The organism is Mesorhizobium sp. B2-3-2, from assembly GCF_006442295.1.
GTDB lineage: Bacteria > Pseudomonadota > Alphaproteobacteria > Rhizobiales > Rhizobiaceae > Mesorhizobium.
This window is the reverse complement of the sequence record NZ_VFWA01000002.1, coordinates 49,792-72,195: the sequence shown is the minus strand read 5'-3', so window position 1 is coordinate 72,195 and position 22,404 is coordinate 49,792. Positions and strand designations below refer to the sequence as shown.

22 protein-coding genes are annotated in these 22,404 nt (G+C 64.8%); 15 read left to right on the top strand and 7 right to left on the bottom strand.

What is annotated here, in order from left to right:
* The first annotated feature begins 171 nt into the window (after positions 1 to 171).
* Positions 172 to 1,215, top strand: a complete 1,044-nt coding sequence (locus FJ964_RS05555; protein WP_140549467.1) for a LacI family transcriptional regulator — start codon at positions 172 to 174, stop codon at positions 1,213 to 1,215.
* Between the two features lie 15 nt (positions 1,216 to 1,230).
* On the opposite strand, the gene gndA is transcribed toward FJ964_RS05555, so the two are convergent.
* The 6 genes from gndA to FJ964_RS05525 form a co-directional block, all read right to left on the bottom strand.
* Entirely contained in the window at positions 1,231 to 2,658 is a 1,428-nt protein-coding gene (gene gndA / locus FJ964_RS05550; protein WP_140549466.1) for an NADP-dependent phosphogluconate dehydrogenase, read from the bottom strand.
* A 134-nt stretch (positions 2,659 to 2,792) separates the two neighbouring features.
* Positions 2,793 to 4,430 carry a copper resistance CopC/CopD family protein gene (locus FJ964_RS05545; RefSeq protein ID WP_140549465.1) on the bottom strand — a complete coding sequence of 546 codons (1,638 nt, stop codon included), beginning with the start codon at positions 4,428 to 4,430 and terminating at the stop codon, positions 2,793 to 2,795.
* A 52-nt stretch (positions 4,431 to 4,482) separates the two neighbouring features.
* Entirely contained in the window at positions 4,483 to 5,001 is a 519-nt protein-coding gene (locus tag FJ964_RS05540; protein WP_140549464.1) for a YcnI family protein, read from the bottom strand.
* A gap of 38 nt (positions 5,002 to 5,039) precedes the next feature.
* The gene (locus tag FJ964_RS05535) at positions 5,040 to 5,582 is read right to left on the bottom strand and encodes a copper chaperone PCu(A)C (RefSeq protein WP_140549463.1); all 543 of its coding nucleotides are present in this window, start codon (positions 5,580 to 5,582) and stop codon (positions 5,040 to 5,042) included.
* Between the two features lie 102 nt (positions 5,583 to 5,684).
* Positions 5,685 to 6,041, bottom strand: a complete 357-nt coding sequence (locus tag FJ964_RS05530; protein ID WP_140549462.1) for a DUF2946 family protein — start codon at positions 6,039 to 6,041, stop codon at positions 5,685 to 5,687.
* Positions 6,042 to 6,179: 138 nt separating this feature from the next.
* Complete coding sequence (locus tag FJ964_RS05525; RefSeq protein WP_140500297.1) at positions 6,180 to 7,082, bottom strand: GntR family transcriptional regulator; 903 nt, start codon at positions 7,080 to 7,082, stop codon at positions 6,180 to 6,182.
* A gap of 257 nt (positions 7,083 to 7,339) precedes the next feature.
* Here FJ964_RS05525 and FJ964_RS05520 point away from each other — a divergent pair, with 257 nt between their 5' ends.
* The 6 genes from FJ964_RS05520 (at position 7,340) to FJ964_RS05495 (ending at position 14,948) form a co-directional block, all read left to right on the top strand.
* Complete coding sequence (locus FJ964_RS05520; protein WP_140549461.1) at positions 7,340 to 8,845, top strand: altronate dehydratase family protein; 1,506 nt, start codon at positions 7,340 to 7,342, stop codon at positions 8,843 to 8,845.
* A 111-nt stretch (positions 8,846 to 8,956) separates the two neighbouring features.
* Positions 8,957 to 9,955, top strand: a complete 999-nt coding sequence (locus FJ964_RS05515; RefSeq protein WP_140549460.1) for an aldo/keto reductase — start codon at positions 8,957 to 8,959, stop codon at positions 9,953 to 9,955.
* Between the two features lie 329 nt (positions 9,956 to 10,284).
* Positions 10,285 to 11,280, top strand: coding sequence for an ABC transporter substrate-binding protein (locus tag FJ964_RS05510; RefSeq protein WP_140513786.1), 996 nt, complete (start codon positions 10,285 to 10,287; stop codon positions 11,278 to 11,280).
* A 62-nt stretch (positions 11,281 to 11,342) separates the two neighbouring features.
* Positions 11,343 to 12,896 carry a sugar ABC transporter ATP-binding protein gene (locus FJ964_RS05505; protein WP_140549459.1) on the top strand — a complete coding sequence of 518 codons (1,554 nt, stop codon included), beginning with the start codon at positions 11,343 to 11,345 and terminating at the stop codon, positions 12,894 to 12,896.
* Positions 12,893 to 13,861 carry an ABC transporter permease gene (locus FJ964_RS05500; protein ID WP_140500307.1) on the top strand — a complete coding sequence of 323 codons (969 nt, stop codon included), beginning with the start codon at positions 12,893 to 12,895 and terminating at the stop codon, positions 13,859 to 13,861. The genes FJ964_RS05505 and FJ964_RS05500 overlap by 4 nt, the downstream gene beginning before the upstream one ends.
* 70 nt (positions 13,862 to 13,931) lie before the next feature.
* Complete coding sequence (locus tag FJ964_RS05495) at positions 13,932 to 14,948, top strand: zinc-binding alcohol dehydrogenase family protein (protein WP_140549458.1); 1,017 nt, start codon at positions 13,932 to 13,934, stop codon at positions 14,946 to 14,948.
* A gap of 16 nt (positions 14,949 to 14,964) precedes the next feature.
* On the opposite strand, the gene phnF is transcribed toward FJ964_RS05495, so the two are convergent.
* Positions 14,965 to 15,708: a phosphonate metabolism transcriptional regulator PhnF gene (gene phnF, locus FJ964_RS05490; RefSeq protein ID WP_140549457.1), complete on the bottom strand. Its 744-nt coding sequence runs from the start codon at positions 15,706 to 15,708 to the stop codon at positions 14,965 to 14,967.
* A gap of 123 nt (positions 15,709 to 15,831) precedes the next feature.
* Between phnF and phnG the strand changes: the two genes are divergently transcribed.
* The 8 genes from phnG (at position 15,832) to phnC (ending at position 22,391) form a co-directional block, all read left to right on the top strand.
* Entirely contained in the window at positions 15,832 to 16,293 is a 462-nt protein-coding gene (gene phnG / locus FJ964_RS05485; RefSeq protein ID WP_140549456.1) for a phosphonate C-P lyase system protein PhnG, read from the top strand.
* Positions 16,293 to 16,904: a phosphonate C-P lyase system protein PhnH gene (gene phnH, locus FJ964_RS05480; protein WP_140549455.1), complete on the top strand. Its 612-nt coding sequence runs from the start codon at positions 16,293 to 16,295 to the stop codon at positions 16,902 to 16,904. The genes phnG and phnH overlap by 1 nt, the downstream gene beginning before the upstream one ends.
* A gap of 1 nt (position 16,905) precedes the next feature.
* Positions 16,906 to 18,018 (top strand): carbon-phosphorus lyase complex subunit PhnI, encoded by a 1,113-nt coding sequence (locus tag FJ964_RS05475; RefSeq protein WP_140549454.1) that lies wholly within the window; start codon positions 16,906 to 16,908, stop codon positions 18,016 to 18,018.
* Complete coding sequence (locus FJ964_RS05470; RefSeq protein WP_224713168.1) at positions 18,015 to 18,968, top strand: alpha-D-ribose 1-methylphosphonate 5-phosphate C-P-lyase PhnJ; 954 nt, start codon at positions 18,015 to 18,017, stop codon at positions 18,966 to 18,968. The genes FJ964_RS05475 and FJ964_RS05470 overlap by 4 nt, the downstream gene beginning before the upstream one ends.
* Before the next feature lie 9 nt (positions 18,969 to 18,977).
* A complete protein-coding gene (gene phnK, locus FJ964_RS05465) occupies positions 18,978 to 19,754 on the top strand; it encodes a phosphonate C-P lyase system protein PhnK (RefSeq protein WP_140549453.1) in 777 nt (258 codons plus the stop codon).
* 207 nt (positions 19,755 to 19,961) lie between these two features.
* A complete protein-coding gene (gene phnL, locus FJ964_RS05455) occupies positions 19,962 to 20,669 on the top strand; it encodes a phosphonate C-P lyase system protein PhnL (RefSeq protein WP_140549451.1) in 708 nt (235 codons plus the stop codon).
* Entirely contained in the window at positions 20,666 to 21,283 is a 618-nt protein-coding gene (locus FJ964_RS05450) for a DapH/DapD/GlmU-related protein (RefSeq protein WP_140549450.1), read from the top strand. Before phnL ends, FJ964_RS05450 begins: the two co-directional genes overlap by 4 nt.
* 259 nt (positions 21,284 to 21,542) lie before the next feature.
* Positions 21,543 to 22,391 carry a phosphonate ABC transporter ATP-binding protein gene (gene phnC, locus FJ964_RS05445; RefSeq protein WP_140500368.1) on the top strand — a complete coding sequence of 283 codons (849 nt, stop codon included), beginning with the start codon at positions 21,543 to 21,545 and terminating at the stop codon, positions 22,389 to 22,391.
* The last annotated feature ends 13 nt before the right edge of the window (positions 22,392 to 22,404 follow it).

The following is a 22,404-nucleotide window of genomic DNA, read 5'->3' as shown; positions in this document are numbered from 1 at the left end:
GCGAGCCCGTGCGGGCTTTCGACCTCGGCCACAGCCCTGATTACACACTGATCGTGACAAGCTGTAACGTTTCAGTATAGGCTTGTTCAGCTAAGGAGACGCGCCATGGGAGCGACGGCGGCGATTGCCGGCCTGCCCAGCGGCTGCTAAGCGCCTGACGGGGCGGGACGAATGGACAGACGGCGCACGGACAGCGATGACGAGACGTCGGCCAGGGAGCGGCCGACGCTGAAGACGCTCGCCTTTATGACCGGGCTCGGCGTCACCACCGTGTCGCGGGCGCTGAAAGACGCGCCGGAGATCGGCGCCGAGACCAGGCGCCGCGTCCAGCTCGTGGCCAAGCAGATCGGTTACCGGCCCAACCGCGCCGGCGTGCGCCTGCGAACCGGCAAGACCAACGTCATCAGCCTCGTGCTCAACACCGAGCACGAGATCATGAGCTTTGTCTCCGACATCATCTACGGCGTCACCGAAGTCATCGCCGATACGCCCTACCATCTGATCGTCACGCCCTACTCGCGCTCGCAGGATCCGCTAGACCCGGTGCGTTATCTGGTGGAGACCGGCTCCGCCGACGGCGTCATCATTTCGCGCACCCAGCCCAACGATCCAAGGGCTCGCTACATGCTGGAGCGCGGCATACCCTTTGCAACGCACGGCCGCACCGATATGGGGCTCGTGCACCCCTATCATGATTTCGACAATTACGCCTTCGCGGCCGAGGCGGTGCGCCATCTGGCCGGCTTGGGTCGGCGTCGGCTGGCCCTGGTGACGCCGCCGGTCGGCCTGACCTATCACGGCCACACCGTGAACGGTTTTGCCGACGCGCTGAGCGAAGTCGGTGCCTCGGAGGTGCCGTTCAACACGGTTTCGATCGACCACTCGATCGAGCAGATCAGGATGAGGACGGCGCAGCTGATGCGGCGCGACTTCAGGCCGGACGGCATCGTCAGCAGCGCCGCGGCCGCCACACTCGCCATTGTTGCAGGCATCGAGGACGCCGGGTTGAAGCTCGGCCGCGACATCGACGTTGTGTCGAAACAGTCGTCGGAACTGCTGCATCTGTTCCGCCGGGAACTGCTCATCGTCAACGAGAACTTCCGGCTGGCCGGTTCCGAGCTCGCCCGCGCCGTGCTCGGCTGGATCGGCGGCGCAGCGCCCGGCTCGCTGCAGTCGCTCAGCGCTCCGGGCGGGGTTGTGGCCTATCGCGGCTGATTTGAAGCCGAGCCGTCAACCGGCCGCGCCGCTCCCCCAGGGTCCATGGAAAGCGCCCTTGTCGTCGATGCGCTCGAATCCATGCGCCCCGAAGAAATCGCGCTGTGCCTGGATCAGGTTCGAGGTGCCGCGGCCCTGGCGATAGCTGTCGAAATAGGCGAGGGCCGAAGACAGCGCCGGCACCGGCGATCCGGCTTCGGAAGCCCTGGCCACGACGCGCCGCAGTGACGGATGCGCTTCCTGCATCATGGTGATGAAGGCCGGCGCCATCAGGAGATTGGTCGAAGCGCCGCCGCTGCCGAAGGCTTCGGCCATGGTGTCGAGCATCTGCGATCGGATGATGCAGCCGGCACGCCAGATTTTGGCGATGGTCGGCATCGGCAGGTTCCAGTTGAACTCCTTCGAAGCGCCGCTCATTACGGCGAAGCCTTGCGCGTAGGCTGATATCTTGCCGGCGAACAGCGCCAATTCCAGGTCCTTGAGCAGGTCCGCCTTGTCGCCCGAAATCCTGGTGACGCCGATGCCGCCATAGGCTTTTTCCGCCGCAAGCCGCTCGTCCTTGATCGACGACAGGACGCGTGCCGCCACCGCCGCCTCGATGGCGGTCGCCGGAATGCCGAGTTGCTGTGCCTCGATGACCGACCATTTGCCGGTGCCCTTCTGGCCTGCGCGGTCGAGGATGATGTCGACCACCGGCTTGCCCGTCTTGGGATCATCCGATGCCAGCACCTTGGCGGTGATCTCGATCAGATAGGAGTTGAGCCGGCCCTTGTTCCAGCCGGCGAACACGGTGCCGATCTCCTTTGGCCCCATGCCCAGGCCGTCGCGCAGGATGCCGTAGATCTCGCCGATCATCTGCATGTCGGCATATTCGATGCCGTTGTGGATGGTCTTGACGAAATGGCCGGCGCCGTCGGTGCCGAGCCAGGCCGCGCATGGCTCGTCCTTGAACTTGGCGGAGATTGCCGTCAGCACCTTCTCGACGCGCTTCCAGGACTCTTCGGTGCCGCCGACCATGATCGACGGCCCGTGGCGCGCACCTTCCTCGCCGCCGGACACGCCCATGCCGATGAAGGTGAGGCCGGAGCCCGACAATTCGGAAAAGCGCCGCATCGTGTCGCGGAAATTGGCATTGCCGGCATCGATGACGATGTCGTTGTTGGACAGCACGCCGCGCAAGGCGGCGATCTGTTCATCGACCGGCTTGCCGGCAAGCACCATGATGATGATCGGCCGCGGCGGCCGGATCGCGGCGGCGAGTTCCTCCAGGCTGTAGCAGGGGACAACCATATCCCTGAGCGCGCCGGCATTCTCGACAAAGGCATCCGTACGCGCCTTGGTGCGATTGAAAACAGCGATGCGGTGCCCGTGCTCGGCAATGTTGAGCGCCAGGTTGGAGCCCATCGTGCCAAGGCCGATCAGGCCGATTTCGGCTTTTTCCATGTTTCTTCCCTGCTTCGGATCTTGTTTGTTCGAGCCCGCGATTGCCCGGGTTTTGCAAAGATGCATCCTGCCAGGATGATTGACGGGCCTTCACGCTCGCGTCAACCGCCTCGCCGAATTGTGTTGGAGAGCCATCACGGCCTGATGTCTACCGGCGCCTCGATCTTCACCATCTCGAAGTCGGAGACCAGTATGTCGATACGCGCCGTCCACCGGCCAGGGACCGGGATGACGAGATCGTCGACACGCCAGCTGCCGTCGCCGGGCTTGGTCGCCGCCCGCTTCAGCGGCTCGATGCCGGAGTCCGGCTTCGACAGCACCAGCGTCACCTCCTTGGCGTCGAGCGGCCCGAAATCACCGGTCATGATGATCATCGAGGCGGCGACCGGCCCGGCATGGCCGGGCGTGATGCTGAGATCGGCCATCGCCTTCAGCGCGTGGATATGAACCGAAACCGGCTGCGCCGCTGCAATCGCCAGCGCCCGTGGCGGCGGCGTGAAGCGCCAGCCGGCGGCAACACCGAAGATGGCAAGCACGATCAGCATTTCGACGCCGATCGAACGGGTGAGCCTGCGCCGCACCTCCGTCGCCCCCGCCTCGGCCATCGCCGTCAATCTCCAGCGGTTGACGGCGGCGAGCGTGAACAGGAAGACCAGCAGCGCGAGCTTGACCAGCAGCAGCCGGCCATAGGCCGTGTTGACCAGCGCTGTGGGTGTTTGCACCTGGATGACGGCCAGCACCACGCCGGCGGCGGCAAGCAAGGCCACCACCGGCACGATAGCGGCGGAGAACCGGCGAAGGAACGTGACGGCTTCGGCATCCTGCCGTTTCAGCGCGAGCCCGAGCGGCGCCAGCGCACCGGCCCAGAAGGCAATGCCGGCGCCGTGCAGGAACACCATCGGCCGCGTCAGCCATTGCGGCTCGGCAGCACTTGCGTGGCCGCTGGCGGCGAGTGCGAGACCCGTTCCGGCCAGGCCGGCGAGCGCTACGGGCCTGGCGGCCGCGCGCGGCCCGGCCAGCGACAAAAGACCGAGCCCCAGCGCGATCAGCGCGATCAACACCGTCCAGCCGAAGCTGGTGTCGAGACCCGCGGTCCAGATGGCCGGCTGCGCCAGATGCGAGAGCGGCGCGCCCAGCGCATCCAGCCCTTGAAAGGCAAGCGACAGGGGTGCCGCGACCAGCCCGCACAGGATTGCGGCGGCAACGAAGCGCTGTCCGGCGCGGCCACCCCGCGCCAGCCAGGCGAGGGCGAGGGCGCCGCCGACGCCGAGGAACAGGCCGATATAGAGGCAGATCTTGCCGATCCAGATCGCCGAGCGCAACTGCCAGTCGACGGCTTCGGAAACGGCCGGCGGCTCGCTCGCCGCGCCGATGGAAAACAGCAGAGAGCCGCCGACCGGATGACCGTCGGCGGAAATGACCCGCCAGCTCAGCACATGCGTGCCCGATCCAAGTGCCTGCGGATCGTCGATCACGACGGTCTGGTCGCTGAGGCGGAAGGACGTCAGCGGAACGGCCGTGCCGTCGGGTTTCACCAGCGTCAGCACCAGTGGCGAGACCGGTTCGCTGAAAGTCAGCGCGAATTGCGCCGGGGCCTGCGACAGCACGGCGCCGTCGGCCGGATCGGTCTTGATCAGCGCGGCGTGGGCGAAAGCCTGGTTTGTCGCCGCCATGGCAATCAGCAGCACGGCCACGACCAGCAGCCCAGTAGAAACCCGGCCGATGAGCTTGCCGGCCGCACGAACCGTCCTGGAAGGGAATATCACCGTCATGTCATTGCCATGAAATGCAGCGCGCTCCTGACATGGAGCGCGCCGCGAGAGCTTACTTTTTCGGCGTGAGCTTGATGCCGGGCGCGGGGTTCTCCAGGGAGTCTTCGTCCTGCCCGGCCGCCGGGATTTCGATCCAGCGGTCGGCGACGCCATCGCACTCCTGCACCACTGGGAAATAGAGTTTCTGCCCCGCCGGGAGGTCTGCCGTCAGCATCGCCCGGAAGACGAACTCGTCGTAGAATTCGTCCGGCAGATTGCCGCCGCTCCAATCGACCTCCTTGACGCCGTCGGCCACCGCCTGGCCGTAGAGCTGGTAGGATTTCTCGTACTTGCCCTTCTTGGTCTGCAGCGTCCAGCCGGGCTTCGGCATCGGCTTCACCGCGATCACCCCTTCCGGGATCTGCACGCGCACGGCGGTCGTCGCCTTGCCGTCACAGCCATGCGGCACCCTCAGGATGGCCTTGTAGGTCGAACCGACCGCCGCTTCCTGGGTTTCGAGCGTGACATGCGCGAAGGCGGCACCGGTCCCCAGCGCCAGGAGCGCGCCGGCCGACAAAAGATACTTGTTCATGATGGTCCCTCTGATTTCAAAATCCGGAATGGGCCTGATTAATTGGCGTGGTCGTCCATGCCGCCGCCCATGCCTTCGACAGCGAACTCGACGTTGACGGCGCCAGCCTTTTCGAAGGTCAGCGTGGCGGCGAATTCTTCGCCCTGCTTGGGTTGCCGCTTCAGGCCGATGAACATCAGGTGATAGCCGCCGGGTGCTAGCGCCACCTTGCCGCCGGCCGGGATTTCCAGGCCTCCCGTCACCGGCCGCATGGTCATGACGCCGTCCTTGACGCCCATCTCATGCAGCTCTGCCTTTTCGGAGACGTCGGAGGAAATCGACAGCAGCCGGTCGGGTGCATTGCCCTTGTTGGTGATGGTGAAATAGCCGCCGGCCACCTTGGCGCCGGTAGGTGTCGCGCGCGACCAGGGATGCTCGATCTCGAGATCGCCGGCCTTGAATTCATGCGCGCAGACGGCCTGGGCACCGAAGAACAAAAGCACGAACGCCAGCACGGCAAGGCCGGCATGTTCATTGAAACTGCGCAGGAACTTGGTGCGGTCGCCCGAAGGAGGCGCCGCGATATGAAAAGCTTGGGACATGGTTTGCTCCATGAATAGGGAATCGCGCCGATGGCCGGTCGCGAAAGATCCGTTCTTTGGATGAAAGCACCGGCGGAAGGTTCCGCCGAGCGTACAGCAAGCTCAGGCCGAAAGCGGCGGCGCGCGAGGGTTCGACGGCGAGCGTTGGCGCGCGAAATCGAGATGCGTCGCCGCCGGAAAGATGAAAACGACGGCTTCGAACGAAAGCGAGGCCAGCGCAAGCCCGGCATCGGGTGGCGGCGCAAAGGCCGCTGAAACCATGCTGCAGCCCAGCATGCAGCATGCCGGCAGATGCGACGGATGCGGGCCGCCATCGGGAAGCTGGGCAGTGCCCTCGTGGGTACAGATGACGTTGCCGAAGGCGTCGATTTGCGAGGCGGCCGGCCCGGTGGCGAAGGCGAATGCGCTCAGCGTCGACTGAAGCAGCAGCAGGTAGGCCGCGACAAGCGCGACCGGCATGCTCCACCGTCTCCCCTTCTTGTTCAAATGACGTGCCTGTTCAAACCATCTGCTTCTTCAAGCGATCATCGGAAGATGTCTACCACGGCAGCAAGAGACGGAAAATCGGCAAATCGGTGCTGCGGCAACGCGGCGCGATCAGGGCCTCTGTGGGTGCCGGCTCTCGGGAATCGAGGTCAGCAGCGTCTGGCGCGCCGACTTCAAATGCTTGCGGCAGGCGGCATCGACCTTGCCCAGATCGCGTGATTTGAGCGCCGCGATATAGGCCAGATGCTCGCCGATCGCGATTTCGTTGCGCTCGCGCTCCTGCGCCTTGTTCCACTGGTAGTGGTAGTGGAAGATCATGGCGATGACATCGTAGAAATCGACGATGAAGCGATTGTGCGAGGCGCGGTGGATGAGCCGATGGAAGCGCTCGTCGAGCTCCGAGAATTCGTTGAAACGCGTGGCGATGTCACGGGCCAGGCCGCGGTGCTCCTCTTCGAGATTGTCGAGATCGGCCCACACCGCGCTATCCTGCGGCAGCGCGGTGAATGCCGATGCCGAGCGCAGCTCGAACATCTCGCGGATTTCCGTCAACTCCAGCGCGAAGGCGCGGGTGAAACCCTTCAGCACCCAATGGCTGTTGCGGCGCTTCTCGATCAGGCCGAAGCGGGAGAAGCGGATCAGGAACTCACGCACGCTGGTGGTGCCGACGCCGATCTCGCGCGCCAGTTCGAGCTCGTTGATCTGCATGCCGGCCTCGGCGCCGCCGGCGAGCAGCCTGCGCATGAACGACCGCTCGATGATCTCGGCCAGCGTGTCGGTCTCTTCCTCGGGGAAGAAATCATCGGGGCGCGTTTCGCGCAGCACCGTCTTGGCGCGCTTGTTCCAGGCGATCAGCCCGGTTTCTTCCATGCGCGCAAGGATGCTGCGCACGGTGGTGCGGCTGACGCCGAGCAGCGTACCCAGTTCCGGTTCCGAAGGCAGGCTGCGCGTCTCGTCGAGCAGCCTGAGGCACCTGTTGTAGGCATCCTTGTAGACGTTGTTGCTCTTCGACATGCCCTGACCCATCGCTGGCCGGCGCTTGCGGCGGCCGACTTGAAGCGCAAATATGACGTTCCCGTCACCCTTGAAAGCGGAATCGCTTTGCCGAGGAGCTCGCTTACCGGTTGCAGCGCCGCTACTCATCCACGGGCACAGGAACTGCCGGGGAAAAAACAATTGACGCAAAACTGTTTTTTCACGATAAAAGACATTAACTCTTAACAAGCGCGTGTCAATCCGCGCGCCGCCCAGGATCACCCCAGGAAACGCCCGTGAACGCCTCCAACTCCATTCTTCTGTCCCCAGCCGACAATGTCGCGGTCGCCAACGGTCGCATCGAGATCGGCACCGCGCTGCCGGGCGGTGCGCTTGCCGCTGCCGTCATCGAGCCCGGCCACAAGGTGGCGATCAAGCCGATTCCCGCCGGGTCCGCCGTGGTCAAATATGCCCAGGCGATCGGCCGCGCCACGCAGGACATCGCGCCCGGCGAGCATGTCCATTCGCACAATCTGGAGTTCGAGGCCGGCCGCCTGCCGGTGGTGCCGCCAAGCGAGGCCGAGCATGCGACCGAGGCCGACCGCGCCCGCACCTTCATGGGCTATCGCCGCGCCGACGGCCGCGCCGGCACGCGCAACTTCATCGGCATCATCGCCAGCGTCAACTGTTCGGCGACCGTCTGCCACGCCATCGCCGACGCGGCCAACCGCACGCTGCTGCCAAAATATCCCGGCATCGACGGCTTCGTCCCGATCGTCCACGGCCAGGGCTGCGGCATGAGCGCCACCGGCGACGGCATGATGGTGCTGCACCGCACATTGGCCGGCTATGCCCGCCATCCCAATTTCGGCGGCGTGCTGATGGTCGGGCTCGGCTGCGAGGTCAACCAGCTCACGTTGTACGGCCAGAAGGGTGCGGCCGCCGGCAAGCGCCATTTCAACATCCAGGACGCCGGCGGGTCGCGCAAATCGGTCGAGAAGGCCATGGGTGTGCTGGCCGAGATCGCCGAGGAAGTCGGCCAGCTCAAGCGTGAACCGATCCCGGTGAGCGAGATCGTCGTCGGCCTGCAATGCGGTGGCTCCGACGGCATGTCCGGCATCACGGCCAATCCGGCGCTGGGCGCAGCCGTCGACATCCTGGCCGGCGTCGGCGGCATCGGCATCCTCTCCGAGACGACGGAAATCTACGGCGCCGAACATCTGCTCGCCTATCGCGCCGCGACGCCCGAGATCGCCAAGAAGCTCGATGGCTATGTCAAGTGGTGGGAAGACCACGTCGCCAAGCACGGCGCCTCGATCGACAACAACCCCTCGCCCGGCAACAAGCGCGGTGGCCTCACCACCATCCTGGAGAAATCGCTGGGCGCCGTTGCCAAGGGCGGCCAGACGCCGCTCAACGGCGTCTTCGGCTATGCCGAAAAGGTCACCGGCAGCGGGCTGGTGTTCATGGACACGCCCGGCTACGATCCGGTGTCCGCTACCGGCCAGGTGGCGGGCGGCGCCAACATCATCGTCTTCACCACCGGCCGCGGCTCCTGCTTCGGCTGCCGGCCGACGCCGTCGATCAAGGTCGCAACCAACTCGACCATGTATAATCAGATGGAAGAGGACATGGACGTCAATTGCGGCGTCATCGCCTCCGGCGAGAAGACCATCGCCGGCATGGGACGCGAGATCTTCGAACTGATCGTCGAGACGGCCTCCGGCCGCAAGACCAAGAGCGAGGATTTCGGCTATGGCGACAACGAGTTCGTGCCCTGGCATCTCGGCGCGACGCTCTAGCTCTTTGAGTTCGCGCAGTCCGGAAAGTGGTCACGAACTTTCCTGGAATGCTGCGGGCTGACGCTTGGAATCCGCCGCGCCGGACAATGGCGGGCAATGGGGAGGTTGTGCATGGAAAAACGCCGCATCGGCCAGACGGCGCTCGAGGTCACCGAAGTCAGCTTCGGCGGTGCCGCGATCGGCGGCCTCTACCGCGCCTGTTCGCGCGAGGCGGCGATGGAAACGTTGCAAGGCGCCTGGGAAGCGGGCCTGCGCTATTTCGACACCGCGCCCTTCTATGGTTTCGGCCTCTCGGAGCGGCGTTTCGGCGACTTCCTGCGGTATAAGCCGCGCGATTCCTATGTGCTGTCGACCAAGGTCGGGCGCCTGTTCCGGCCCGTTCCGGAGGATCAGGTTCCCGATCACTCCTACGTCGATCCGCTGCCCTTCGCGCTCGACTACGACTATTCCTATGACGGCATCATGCGCTCGGTCGACTTCAGCTATGCGCGGCTCGGGCTGAACAGGATAGACATCCTGTTTGTGCACGACATCGGCGTTTACACGCATGGCGTCGAGAAGACCAAGCTGCATTTTCGCCAGCTCATGGACGGCGGCCTCAAGGCGCTCGAGGAACTGAAAACCTCCGGCGTCATTTCCGCCTACGGGCTTGGCGTCAACGAAGTCCGGATCTGCCTCGACGTGATGCGTCGCGCGCCGCTCGACTGCATCCTGCTCGCCAGCCGCTATTCCTTGCTCGATCGCAGCGCAGAAGCCGAACTTTTGCCGCTCTGCCGCTCCCGACAGACCTCGCTGGTCATCGGCGGTGTGTTCAACTCAGGCATATTGGCGACCGGACCGGTGCAGGGCGCCCATTTCGATTACAAGCCCGCCAGCGGTGACGTGCTCGACCGCGTCGGCGCGATGGAGCGGATCGCCGCCGAAGGTGGTTACCCGCTTGCCGCCGCCGCGTTCCAGTTCCCCCTCCAGGAACCCTCGGTCGCCACCGTGCTGACCGGCACCGCCAAGCTGGCGAACCTGACCCGCAATCTCGAACTGCTCGATGTAGACGTGCCTCAGGCGGACTACGCCAGATATCGCCCCTACACCGTGGTGCAGGAATTGGCGTGAAGCTGCGGGTCCTTTGAAGGCGCGCGATCGCGGGGGCTTCACGATCCCGCGAACCGAAGAAGGAACGGGCATTCTACATTGACTAATTTATGGAATTAATATTCCATACGCTAGTCAGGCGAAACGGAAGCGTCGGCCGCGCGGGATAGCAAGGCGCCAGTGAGTTCATGCCGCCAGGCCCGGAGGATGGCATAAACACCGCTTGCATCGACCGGATCGATGCACTATCAAAACAGCGTAACTGTTTTTTATTGATAAAGTTCTGTTTGGCCACGCCTATCCGAACCGAGCTTCCGTATCGTTCACAGGGCGACCTAGGGAGGAATTCCATGAAATTCGTGACCAGCATTCTCAATCGCCGCGCAGTCATGGCGCTGGCGGCCGCGTCGATGCTTGCCGGCGTCATGCACTCGGCGCCGGTTTCGGCGGCGGACGTGACCATTCCGATCATCGTCAAGGACACCACGTCCTTCTACTGGCAGATCGTCCTGGCCGGGGCCCGCAAGGCCGGCAAGGATCTCGGCGTCAACGTGCCGGAGCTCGGCGCCCAGGCAGAAACCGACGTCAACGGCCAGATCTCGATCCTCGAAAACGCCGTCGCCAGCAATCCGGCGGCGATCGTCATCTCGCCGACCGAGTTCAAGGCGCTCGGCAAGCCGATCGACGAAGCCGCGGCCAAGGTCAAGGTTATCGGCATCGATTCCGGCGCCGACTCCAAGGCCTTCACCTCCTTCCTGACCACCGACAACGTCCAGGGCGGTCGCGTTGCCGCTGACGGCCTCGCAGCGGCCATCGGCGAAGCCAATGGCGGCAAGATCGAGGGCGACGTTGCCCTGATCACCAACACGCCTGGCGCCGGCTCGCTCGAACAGCGCAAGCAGGGCTTCATCGAACAGCTCAAGGCGAAGTATCCAGGCCTGAAGCTGGTCGCCGACAAATATGCCGACGGCCAGGCCACCACCGGCCTCAACATCGCCACCGACCTGATAACGGCCAATCCGAACCTCAAGGGTATTTTCGCTTCCAACCTGATCATGGCGCAGGGCGTCGGGCAGGCTGTCGCCGAAAACAGCCTCGGCGGCAAGCTGGCGCTGGTTGGCTTCGACAGCGACGAGAAGCTGATCAAGTTCCTCAATGACGGCGTCATTTCCGCCCTCGTCGTCCAGGATCCCTACCGGATGGGCTATGACGGCATCAAGACCGCACTTGCCGCCTCCAAGGGCGAAAAGGTCGAGACCAATGTCGACACCGGCGCCAACCTGGTCACCAAGGCCAACATGAAGGATCCCAAGATCGACGCGCTGCTCAACCCGAAGCTCAACTGAGCATAGGCACGCGCAACTGTTTCCGGGGCCTCCGCGCCCCGGAAACAACAGGGAGGATTGCCATGACGTCGACCGCGCAGGAACTGCATCCGGCCCCCGTGCTGGAGCCCGGCAGGACGATCCTCGAGCTGCAGGGTCTGGAAAAGCGCTATCCCGGCACGCATGCGCTGAAGCCGGTGACCCTGGCCTTCAAGGCGGGCGAGATCCACGCCATTGTCGGCGAGAACGGTGCCGGCAAATCGACCCTGATCAAACTCCTGACCGGCGTCATCCCGCGCACCTCCGGAGAGGTTGTGTGGGAAGGCAAGCCGGCTGCCCTGGCGACGCCGCACGAAGCCATGGCCCTCGGCATCAACGCCGTGCACCAGGAAGTCGTGCTCTGCCGCCACCTGACCGTCGCCGCCAATATGTTCCTCGGCGAGGAGAACTCGCGCTTCGGCATCCTCCAGCAGCGGGCCATGGTCAGGGAAGCGCAGAAGATCATCGACGGTCTCGGCTTCGACCTGCCGGCGCATGTCGTGCTCGGCGATCTCACCATCGGCCAGCAGCAGCTGATCGCCGCCGCCCGCGCCACCGTGCGCGGCACCAAATTCCTGATTTTCGACGAGCCGACCGCCTATCTCACCCGCAAGGAGGCCGACCAGCTGTTCACGCTGATCCGCCGCCTGAAGGGTGAAGGCGTCACCATCATCTACATCAGCCATCGCATGGAGGAGGTGTTCGAACTCGCCGACCGCGTCTCGGTGCTGCGTGACGGCATGCTGGTCGGTACCAGAAACATCGCCGAGACCAACGAGCCGGAGCTGGTCAAGCTGATGATCAACCGCTCGATCGAGCAGATCTACCACAAGGAGCATTTCACGCCGGGCGCCGTCATCGCCGAGGCGCGGAACCTGTCCGGCAAGGGTTTCGAGAATGTCTCGCTGTCGGTGCGCGCGGGCGAGATCGTCGGGCTCTATGGCCTGATCGGAGCCGGGCGCAGCGAATTCGTCACCACCCTCTACGGCCGCCACCGCAAATCGGCCGGCCAGGTGTTGTGGGAAGGCAAGGAGGTGCAGGTCAACTCCGAGCACGACGCCATCAAGCTCGGCATGGCGCTGGCGCCGGAAAGCCGCCGAGACCAGGGCCTGTGCCTCAACCTGCCGGTCGCATTGAATCTCAATTTGCCGATCTACAAGCGCATATCGAAAAATCTGCTGATCTCGTCTGCGCAGGAGAAGGCCGAGGCGGACCGGCAGATCGCCGACCTCAGGATCAAGACGCCGACGCGCGGCGCGCTGGCCTCCAGCCTGTCGGGCGGCAACCAGCAGAAGATCGTCATCGGCAAATGGCTGGCGCACGGCGCCAAACTGTTCATCTTCGACGAGCCGACGGTCGGCGTCGATGTCGGCACCAAGGCCGAGATCTACCGGCTGTTCAGTGTGCTGTTGTCCAAGGGCGCGGGCATCATCCTGATCTCGTCCTATCTGCCTGAGGTCTACGAACTGGCCGACACGCTGCATGTGTTCCGGCGTGGCAAGCTGGTGGCCACGCATGGTTTCCGCACCGCCGATCACGAGGACATTCTGAGCCAGGCCCTGGCCGAGAAACAAGAAAAGACGGGAGGACAGACATGAGCACCGAGGCAATCCCTGCCGAAAAGCCGAAGCGCAACTACAATGCCCTGTTCGGGCTGACGCTGCTTGGCCTGCTGCTTTTGATGTGGGTCATCCTGGCGGTTGCCACGCCGTCCTTCGCTTCGGCGCTCAATATCACCAACCTGCTGCGCCAGGGTTCTCTGATCGCCATCCTGGCCGTCGGCCAGACCTTCGTCATCATCACGGGCGGCATCGACCTTTCCGTCGGCGCCATCGTCGGCTTCGCCACCGTCATCGTCGCGCTGCTGATCAATGCCGGCTGGCCGGTCTGGATCGCGGTATTGGCGACGCTGCTGGTCGGAGTCGCCATTGGCCTGTTCCACGGTTTCGGCATCGTCAGGATGGGCCTGCCGCCCTTTATCATCACGCTGGCGACCATGACCTCGCTGCGCGGCATCGGTCTCCTGATGACCAATGGCAATTCGATATCGATCAACAGCGACGCGTTCCAGGCGTTTTCGCGCGGCTCGCTGCTGGGGATCCCCTATCTGTTCTGGATGGTGATCGTGGTTGCCCTGCCCTCCTACGTCTTCCTGCATCACACGCGATGGGGACGCTATCTCTTCTCCGTCGGCTCGAACGCGGAAGCCGCGCGTCTCTCCGGCGTCAACGTGCCGCGCACGATCTACATGGCCTATGTGCTGTCCGGCCTGTGCGCGGCCTTTGTCGGCGTGCTGCTCGCGTCGCGCATCGGCATCGGCAATCCGACGCAGGGCGACACCTACGAGCTGCAGGCCATCGCCTCGTCGGTGATCGGCGGCACGTCGCTGTTCGGCGCCATCGGTTCGGTGCACGGGCCGCTGATCGGCTCGTTCATCCTCTCCACCATCAATAACGGCGCCAATCTGCTCAACGTCAACACGTTCTGGCAGCGCGTCATCACCGGCATGTTGATCATCGTCATCGTCTATTTCGATGGCCTGCGCCGCCGCGGCGGCAAGTAACCACTGAAATCGATCGCCTGACCGGTCGAAAGATCGGCCGGCGATTTCATGAAACCGACTGGATTGAAGCATGAAAGCCGTTGTCTGCCGTTCGCCCGGCGACCTTGTCGTGGAAGACCGTCCCGCCCCTGGATCACCGCCTGCCGGCTGGGCGCTGGTGGCGGTCAGCCATGTCGGCATTTGCGGCACCGACTACCACATCTTCGAGGGCAAGCATCCCTTCCTCGCCTACCCTCGCATCATGGGCCACGAAGTGTCGGGGACCATTGTCGAGGCGGGTGAAGGCGTTGCTCTTGCCAAGGGCGAGCCGGTCATCATCAATCCCTATCTGGCGTGCGGCAAATGCATCGCCTGCCGGCACGGCAAGCCCAATTGTTGCGTCCGGATCGAAGTGCTCGGCGTGCATCGCGACGGCGCCATGTGCGAACAGATCCTTGTCCCGGCACAAAACCTCTATCCAGCCAACGGCCTGTCGTTGGCCGATGCCGCGGCTGTCGAATTCCTGGCCATCGGCGCCCATGCGGTGCGGCGCTCGCGTGCCGATCCCGGCGCACGGACGCTCGTCATCGGCGCCGGACCGATCGGGCTCGGCACCGCCATCTTCGCCCGCATCGCCGGGCTCGACGTGACGCTGCTCGACATGAGCAGCGAGAGGCTTGGCTTCGCCGCCAATGAACTCGGCTTCAAGACCCTCGACGGGTCGCGCGACGCGGCATCCGATCTGGTCAGCGAAGCGACATCAGGCGAAGGTTTCGACGTGGTCTTCGACGCCACCGGCAACACCGCCTCGGTGCAGTCGGCCTTCGCCCATGTCGCGCATGGCGGGACACTGGTGCTGGTCAGCGTCGTCAAGGACGACATCGCTTTTTCCGACCCCGAATTCCACAAGCGCGAGATGACGCTTGTCGGCAGCCGCAATGCCTTGCGGGCCGACTTCGACCACGTCGCCGCCTCGATCCGCGATGGCGCGGTGCCGCTCGCCAAGCTGGTCACCCACCGTACCGCGCTCGCCGACACGCCCCGTGACCTCGCCCGCTGGGCGCATGAGAAATCCGGCCTGATCAAGGCCGTGATAGAGATCGGATAGACAACCGTCCCGCGACTCACAATGCCGACAGTTTCAGCTCCACCCGCTCCGCCGGGAAGCGCGCCTCGGCGAACTGGATCGGCTGGCCGTCCGGCGTGATGTTGACGGCCACCGTGACCAGCACGATGCCGCCCGGCTGCAGATCTAGGTCGGCAAGGTCGGAAGCATCGGCATGACGCGCCGACAGCACCGTCGATTGCCTGAGATAATCGTCTATGCCGAAACGCTTGAGCGACGCGGTGATCGATCCGGTCTCGGCCATGGCGGCATCGATGCCGGCGAAGCGCCTGGCGTCGAACCAGCCGGAGGCGCGCGACACCGGCTGCCCGTCGGCCTCGCCGCGCGTCTCCAGGCGAATGACATCCGATCCCCTGGCAAGGCCCAAGGCTTCGGCGACGCGCCGGCTGGCGGGCTCGATCGATGAGGCGAGGAGTACGATGTGCCGCTCCGAGGCCTGGCCTTGCAAGCCGGTCGAAAATCGCGTGCGCGCCCCGATCGGATAGGACAGCCGCCTGCGCGACAGCACGAAAGTGCCGCGCCCCTGCTCGGCCCGCAGCACCCCGTCCTGCACGAGCGCCGCGATGGCGCTGCGCACCGTGTGACGGTTGACGCCATAGCGCTCGGCCAGCGCCATCTCCGGCGGCAGCGCGGCATTCTCGGCGAAATCGCCGATGGCGATCGCATGCAGGATCCTGTCGGCGATCTGCCGCCACAGGGAGACGCCGCTGCGCCGCTCGATGCTGTCGGACCCCCCCGTCATATCCCCGGTCTCAGCCCTTACCCGCATTTGTCACGCGCCCGTCATGGACTCGCGCTACATATGGATTATAATTTGTATAGTTGTCTATATCAATAGACAAATTGTAACGAAGGGATGTTACTCATGCGAGGACAGGAAGCCCGCGACCAGGCGGAACGCAAGGCGGCCATGGCAACCCTGGCGCAGTCCAGCGGCGGCGACATCGTTCGCCTCTGGAATGAATCCGGCCTGCCTGCCGAGGCCGAACTGCTGCGCGGTCCCGAGACCGGCCTGGTCACCATGCGCGGCCGCATCGGCGGCGGCGGCGCGCCCTTCAATGTCGGCGAGGCCACCGTGACCCGCGCCACCGTACGCCTGCCGTCCGGACAGGTCGGCCATTGCTATGCGCTCGGACACGACAAGCAGAAGGCGAAGCTGGCAGCCATCGCCGACGCGCTGTGGCAGGACCCCGCTCACCGACAGGCGGTCGAAACGGGCCTTCTCGCGCCGCTGCGGGCCGCCCTGACCACGGCACGAGATAAGCGCCGCGCCGAGACGGCGGCGACGAAGGTGGATTTCTTCACCATGGTCCGCGGAGAAGACTGATGGACATCGCAGCGCAATCGATCGAGGGCGGGTTCGCCGATCCGGTGTTCAACGCCCAGACGGTGTTTCGCGCCGTCATGGACGCGATGGCGCGGCCGGGCAGCGTGCAGCCCTTGCCGGCCCTGGCCCGCCCTCCGGCGCCGCTTTCGGCGACATCAGGCGCGGTTGCGCTGGCACTGTGCGACAACGATACGCCGCTCTGGCTCGACCCGGCCCTGCACGCCTCGGCGGCGGTCATATCCTGGCTCGGCTTCCACAGCGGCGCGCCGCTGGCCAACACCCCGGCCGACGCGCATTTCGCTTTGATCGCCTCGCCGGCCGAGATGATGGCGCTCGATGGTTTCTCGCAGGGCACACAGGACTATCCCGACCGCTCGACCACATTGATCCTGCAGGTCGGCGATCTCACGTCAGGCACGCCGCTGCTGCTCGAAGGTCCCGGCATCGAGAACACGGCAGCGATAGCGCCGGCACTGATGCCGCGTCATTTCATCGAGCAGTGGAAGCAGAATATCAGGCGCTTTCCGCGCGGCGTCGACATCATCCTGGCGGCACATGACAGCCTCGCCTGCCTGCCGCGGACGACACGCATCAAGACGATGGAGGCCTAGCATGTATGTCGCGGTAAAAGGCGGCGAAGCGGCAATCGCCAATGCTCACAGCCTGCTCGCCGACCGTAGGCGCGGTGATCGCTCGGTGCCGGCGCTGCGCCTCGACCAGATCGTCGAACAACTGGCGCTCGGCGTCGACCGGGTGATGAGCGAAGGCTCGCTCTACGACCGCGAACTCGCCGCGCTCGCCATCGTGCAGGCGCGTGGCGACATGATCGAGGCGATCTTCCTGGTGCGGGCCTACCGCACCACGCTGCCGCGCTTTGGCTATACAAATGCCATCGACACCGCCACCATGCTGGTCGAACGTCGCGTTTCGGCGACCTACAAGGACCTGCCCGGCGGCCAGTTGCTTGGGCCCACCTTCGACTACACGCACCGGCTGCTCGATCCCGAGCTTGCCGCCGGCGCCGATGTCCCCGCGCCCTTGCGGCGCGAGACGGAAGCGCAGGCAATGCCGCGCGTCTCGGCGATCCTCGCTCGCGAAGGGCTGATCGAGCCGGACGGAGACATGCCGCAGGACCATGCACCCGGCGACATCACCCGCGAGCCGCTGGAGTTCCCGATGGCCCGCGACATCCGCCTGCAGGCGCTGTCGCGCGGCGACGAGGGGTTCCTGCTGGCGCTCGGCTATTCCACGCAGCGCGGTTATGCCCGCAATCATCCCTTCGTCGGCGAGATCCGCATCGGCGAGGTCGAGCTGGAACTCGACGTGCCCGAACTGCCTTTCGCGGTGCCGCTCGGCACGGTGCGCGTCACCGAATGCCAGATGGTCAATCAGTTCAAGGGCTCGGCCAAGGCGCCGCCGCAATTCACCCGCGGCTATGGCCTGGTCTTCGGCCAGAGCGAGCGCAAGGCGATGGCCATGGCACTCTGCGACCGCGCTCTTCGTGCGAGCGAACTCGGCGAGGACATTGTTGCCGCCGCCCAGGACGAGGAATTCGTCATCTCGCACTCCGACAACGTCCAGGCGACCGGCTTCGTCGAACATTTGAAGCTGCCGCATTATGTCGACTTCCAAGCCGAACTCGACCTCGTGCGCCGGATGCGCGCCGAGCATGACGCCCGCGAAAACAGCGGCAAGGTTGAAGACAAGAAAGAGGCCGCGGAATGAGCGCGCAACCGACCGACATCGCCGCCTACAACTTCGCCTATCTCGACGAGCAGACCAAGCGGATGATCCGCCGTGCGATCCTCAAGGGCATCGCCATTCCCGGCTATCAGGTGCCGTTCGCTTCCCGCGAAATGCCGATGCCCTATGGCTGGGGCACCGGCGGCGTCCAGGTCACCGCTTCGATCATCGGCCCCGACGATGTGCTGAAGGTCATCGACCAGGGCGCCGACGACACCACCAACGCGGTCTCGATCCGCGCCTTCTTCAAGAAGGTCGCCAATGTGGCGGTGACGACCGACACCGCCAGCGCCAGCATCATCCAGACCCGCCACCGCATTCCCGAACATCCGCTCGCCGCGGGCCAGGTGCTGGTCTACCAGGTGCCGATCCCCGAGCCCCTGCGCTTCCTCGAGCCGCGCGAGACCGAAACGCGCAAGATGCATGCGCTGGAGGAATACGGCCTCATGCATGTGAAGCTCTACGAGGACATCGCCAAGCACGGCCGCATCGCCACCACCTACGCCTATCCGGTGAAGGTCGAAGGCCGCTATGTGATGGACCCGTCGCCGACACCGAAATTCGACAATCCCAAGATGCACCGCTCGCCGGCCTTGCAGCTGTTCGGCGCCGGCCGCGAGAAGCGTATCTACGCGCTGCCGCCCTTCACCGACGTGGTCAGCCTCGACTTCGACGATCATCCCTTCGAGGTGCAGACCTTCGACCAGCCCTGCGCGCTGTGCGGCGCCGAGAACGTCTATCTCGACGAGGTCATCCTCGACGACCATGGCGGCCACATGTTCGTCTGCTCGGACACCGACCACTGCGAGAAGCGACGCAGCGCCCCTACCTCCCCCTTGTGGGGAGGTCGCGCCGAAGGCGCGGGTGGGGGTAGCGACCCATCGGCAGCCCCCACCCCGGCGCTGCGCGCCGACCCACAAGGGAAAGGGTAAGGAGATACAATGACCGACGAACCCTTGCTGCGCGTCTCCGCGCTCTCGAAATTCTACGGCTCGCGTGTCGGCTGCGACAACGTCACCTTCGATCTGTGGCCGGGCGAAGTCCTGGCTGTCGTGGGCGAATCGGGCTCCGGCAAGACGACTTTGCTCAACTGCCTGTCGACGCGCCTGTTGCCCTCATCCGGCACCGCCAGCTACCGCATGCGCGACGGCCAGTTCCGTGAACTCTACCGCATGAGCGAGGCCGAGCGCCGCTTCCTGATGCGCACCGACTGGGGCTTTGTCCACCAGAATCCGGCCGACGGCTTGCGCATGACGGTGTCGGCCGGCGCCAATGTCGGCGAACGCTTGATGGCGGTGGGCGACCGCCACTATGGCAAGATCCGCGCCACCGCCGTCGACTGGCTGTCGCGCGTCGAGATCGAGCAAGACCGCATCGATGACGAACCCCGCGCCTTTTCCGGCGGCATGCGCCAGCGCCTGCAGATCGCCCGCAATCTCGTCACCGGCCCGCGGCTGGTGTTCATGGATGAACCCACGGGCGGCCTCGACGTATCGGTGCAGGCGCGACTGCTTGATCTCTTGCGCGGCCTCGTCACCGATCTTGGCCTCGCTGCCATCGTCGTCACCCATGACCTCGCGGTGGCCCGGCTTTTGTCGCAGCGCATGATGGTGATGAAGGACGGCCGCGTCGTCGAAAGCGGCCTCACCGACCGCGTGCTCGACGACCCGCGCGCGCCGTATACGCAGTTGCTAGTTTCTTCCATTTTGCAGGTTTGAGATGGCGCCAAGTCACCCCCCTCTGGCCTGCCGGCCATCTCCCCCTCAAGGGGGGAGATTGGCTGTCACCTCCGCTTTCGCCGATTTTCGACCTCGCGGAATGTGCGAGACGCAAAAGCTTCCGATCTCCCCCCTTGAGGGGGAGATGGCCGGCAGGCCAGAGGGGGGCGCCGGCCCGCAAACATACGACAACAGGAGAATCTTCTGATGCCGACCCCGCTCGTTGTCTCCGATGTCGCCAAGAGCTTCACCATGCATCTGCGCGACGGCATCAAATTGCCTGTCGTCGCCGGTGTCTCCTTCTCGATCCGCGCCGGTGAATGCACCATACTCGGCGGCCCGTCCGGGGCCGGCAAGAGTTCGATCCTGAAGATGCTCTACGGCAATTACGACGTCGACGAAGGCCAGATCATCGTCGCGCACGAAGCCGGGCTGATCGATCTTGCCAGCGCCAGCCCGCGCACCGTGCTTGCCGTGCGCCGGCAAACGATCGGCTATGTCAGCCAGTTCCTGCGCACCGTGCCCCGCGTCTGCGCACTCGATGTCGTCGCCGAGCCGCTGGTCGAGCGCGGCGAGGAGCGCGAGGCGGCACGGGAAAAGGCACGCGCGCTCTTGGCGCAGCTCAATCTGCCGGAAAAGCTCTGGGCCTTGCCGCCGGCGACCTTCTCCGGCGGCGAGCAGCAGCGCGTCAACATCGCGCGCGGCTTCATCACCGGGCACCCGATCCTGTTGCTCGACGAGCCCACCGCCTCGCTCGATGCAAGGAACCGCGATGTGGTGATCGAACTCATCGCCGCCAAGAAAGCGGCCGGCGTCGCCCTGCTCGGCATCTTCCATGACCACGACGTGCGCGAAGCGGTGGCCGACCGCATCATCGACGTCACCGCCTTCGCCCCGGGAAAGCTCGCCGCATGAGCAGGAAATTGTCGGAGACGCCGCTGGTCCATCCCACGGCGGAGGTGCAGAACTCGACGCTCGGCCGCTGGACCGAGATCGCAGACCGCAGCCGGGTTTCGGAAAGCGAACTCGGCGACTATTCCTACATGATGCAGGACTGCGCCGTCTGGTGTGCGACGATCGGCAAATTTGCCAACATCGCGGCAAGCGTGCGCATCAACGCCACCAACCACCCGACCTGGCGGCCGACGCTGCACCACTTCACCTACCGCGCATCGGACTATTGGGACGATGCCGAACACGAGAGCGAATTTTTCGCTGAGCGCCGTGCAAGGCGTGTTTTCATCGGCCACGACACCTGGCTCGGCCATGGCTCGACAATCCTGCCCGGCATCACCGTCGGCGATGGCGCCGCCGTTGGCGCCGGTGCGGTGGTATCGAAGGATGTCGCGCCCTACACCATCGTCGCCGGCGTGCCGGCAAAGCCGATCCGCGAGCGCTTCGACCGCCGCACCGCCGAGCGCTATCAGGCGCTTGCCTGGTGGGATTGGGACCATGCAAGGCTGCGCGCCGCCCTCGACGATTTCCGTCAGCTCGAGGCCGAGGCTTTCCTGGAAAAATACGGCGGATGACGGTGGTGAATGGAATAGGGCCGTTCACCATTCACACCCCTGAAATTGAACTCGGACAGGAGGCTGTCTTCTCAAGCCGCCTGCCTTCTGCAGCTTCAGGGGCATGGAGCATTTCGAGGAACTGATGGTCCTGGCCTGATCGCGCACGAAACGGCTGTGGGTGGTAACAAAACTGACATCAATCCGACACCGCAGGTTCATGGCGCTGCGCTAGCGAGGGTCAACAGGACCTTCAACCGCGACTGGACGGGAACGCACCATGTCAGCCACGCTCGAAATCCGCGGCGTCACCCGACGATTTGGCAAGAACACCGCCGTCAACGATGTCAGCATCTCGATCCCGCAGGGTCAGATGGTCGGCGTCATCGGCCGTTCCGGCGCCGGCAAGTCGACCCTTCTGCGTATGATCAACCGCCTCATCGATCCCAGCCATGGATCGATTTTCTTCGACGGCGCCGAGGTCTCGCAATTGCGCGGTTCGCCACTCAGGCGCTGGCAGCGCGACTGCGCCATGATCTTCCAGCAATTCAACCTTGTGCCGCGCCTCGACGTGCTGACCAATGTGCTGCTCGGCCGGCTGAACCATCGCCCGACCCTGTCGAACCTTTTCGGCATGTTCTCGCGGACCGAATGTGCGCAGGCGGTAGCCGCCCTTGAGCGGCTCGACATCGCCCGCACCGCGCTGCAGCCCGCCGGCACCTTGTCGGGCGGCCAGCAGCAACGCGTTGCCATCGCCCGCGCCATGATGCAGCAGCCCCGGGTGATCCTGGCCGACGAGCCGATCGCTTCGCTCGACCCGCTCAACGCCAAGGTGGTGATGGATTCGCTGCAGGACATCAATTTGCGCGAGGGCATCACCGTGGTCACCAACCTGCACACGCTGGACACCGCCCGCACCTATTGCAACCGCATCATCGGCATGGCCGCGGGCAAGGTCGTGTTCGACGGGCCGCCGGAGGAGCTTAACCGCGAGGCCGTCCGTCTCGTTTACGGCGCCGACAGCAATGGCGGCGAAATCTCCGAGGCTATCACCTCGACCAGCGTTGCCTTCAAGCAAAAGATCGCCGCATCCGCCGGACCGCTCGAACCCGCATTCCCTGGTTACTGAGAGCGATCTGGAT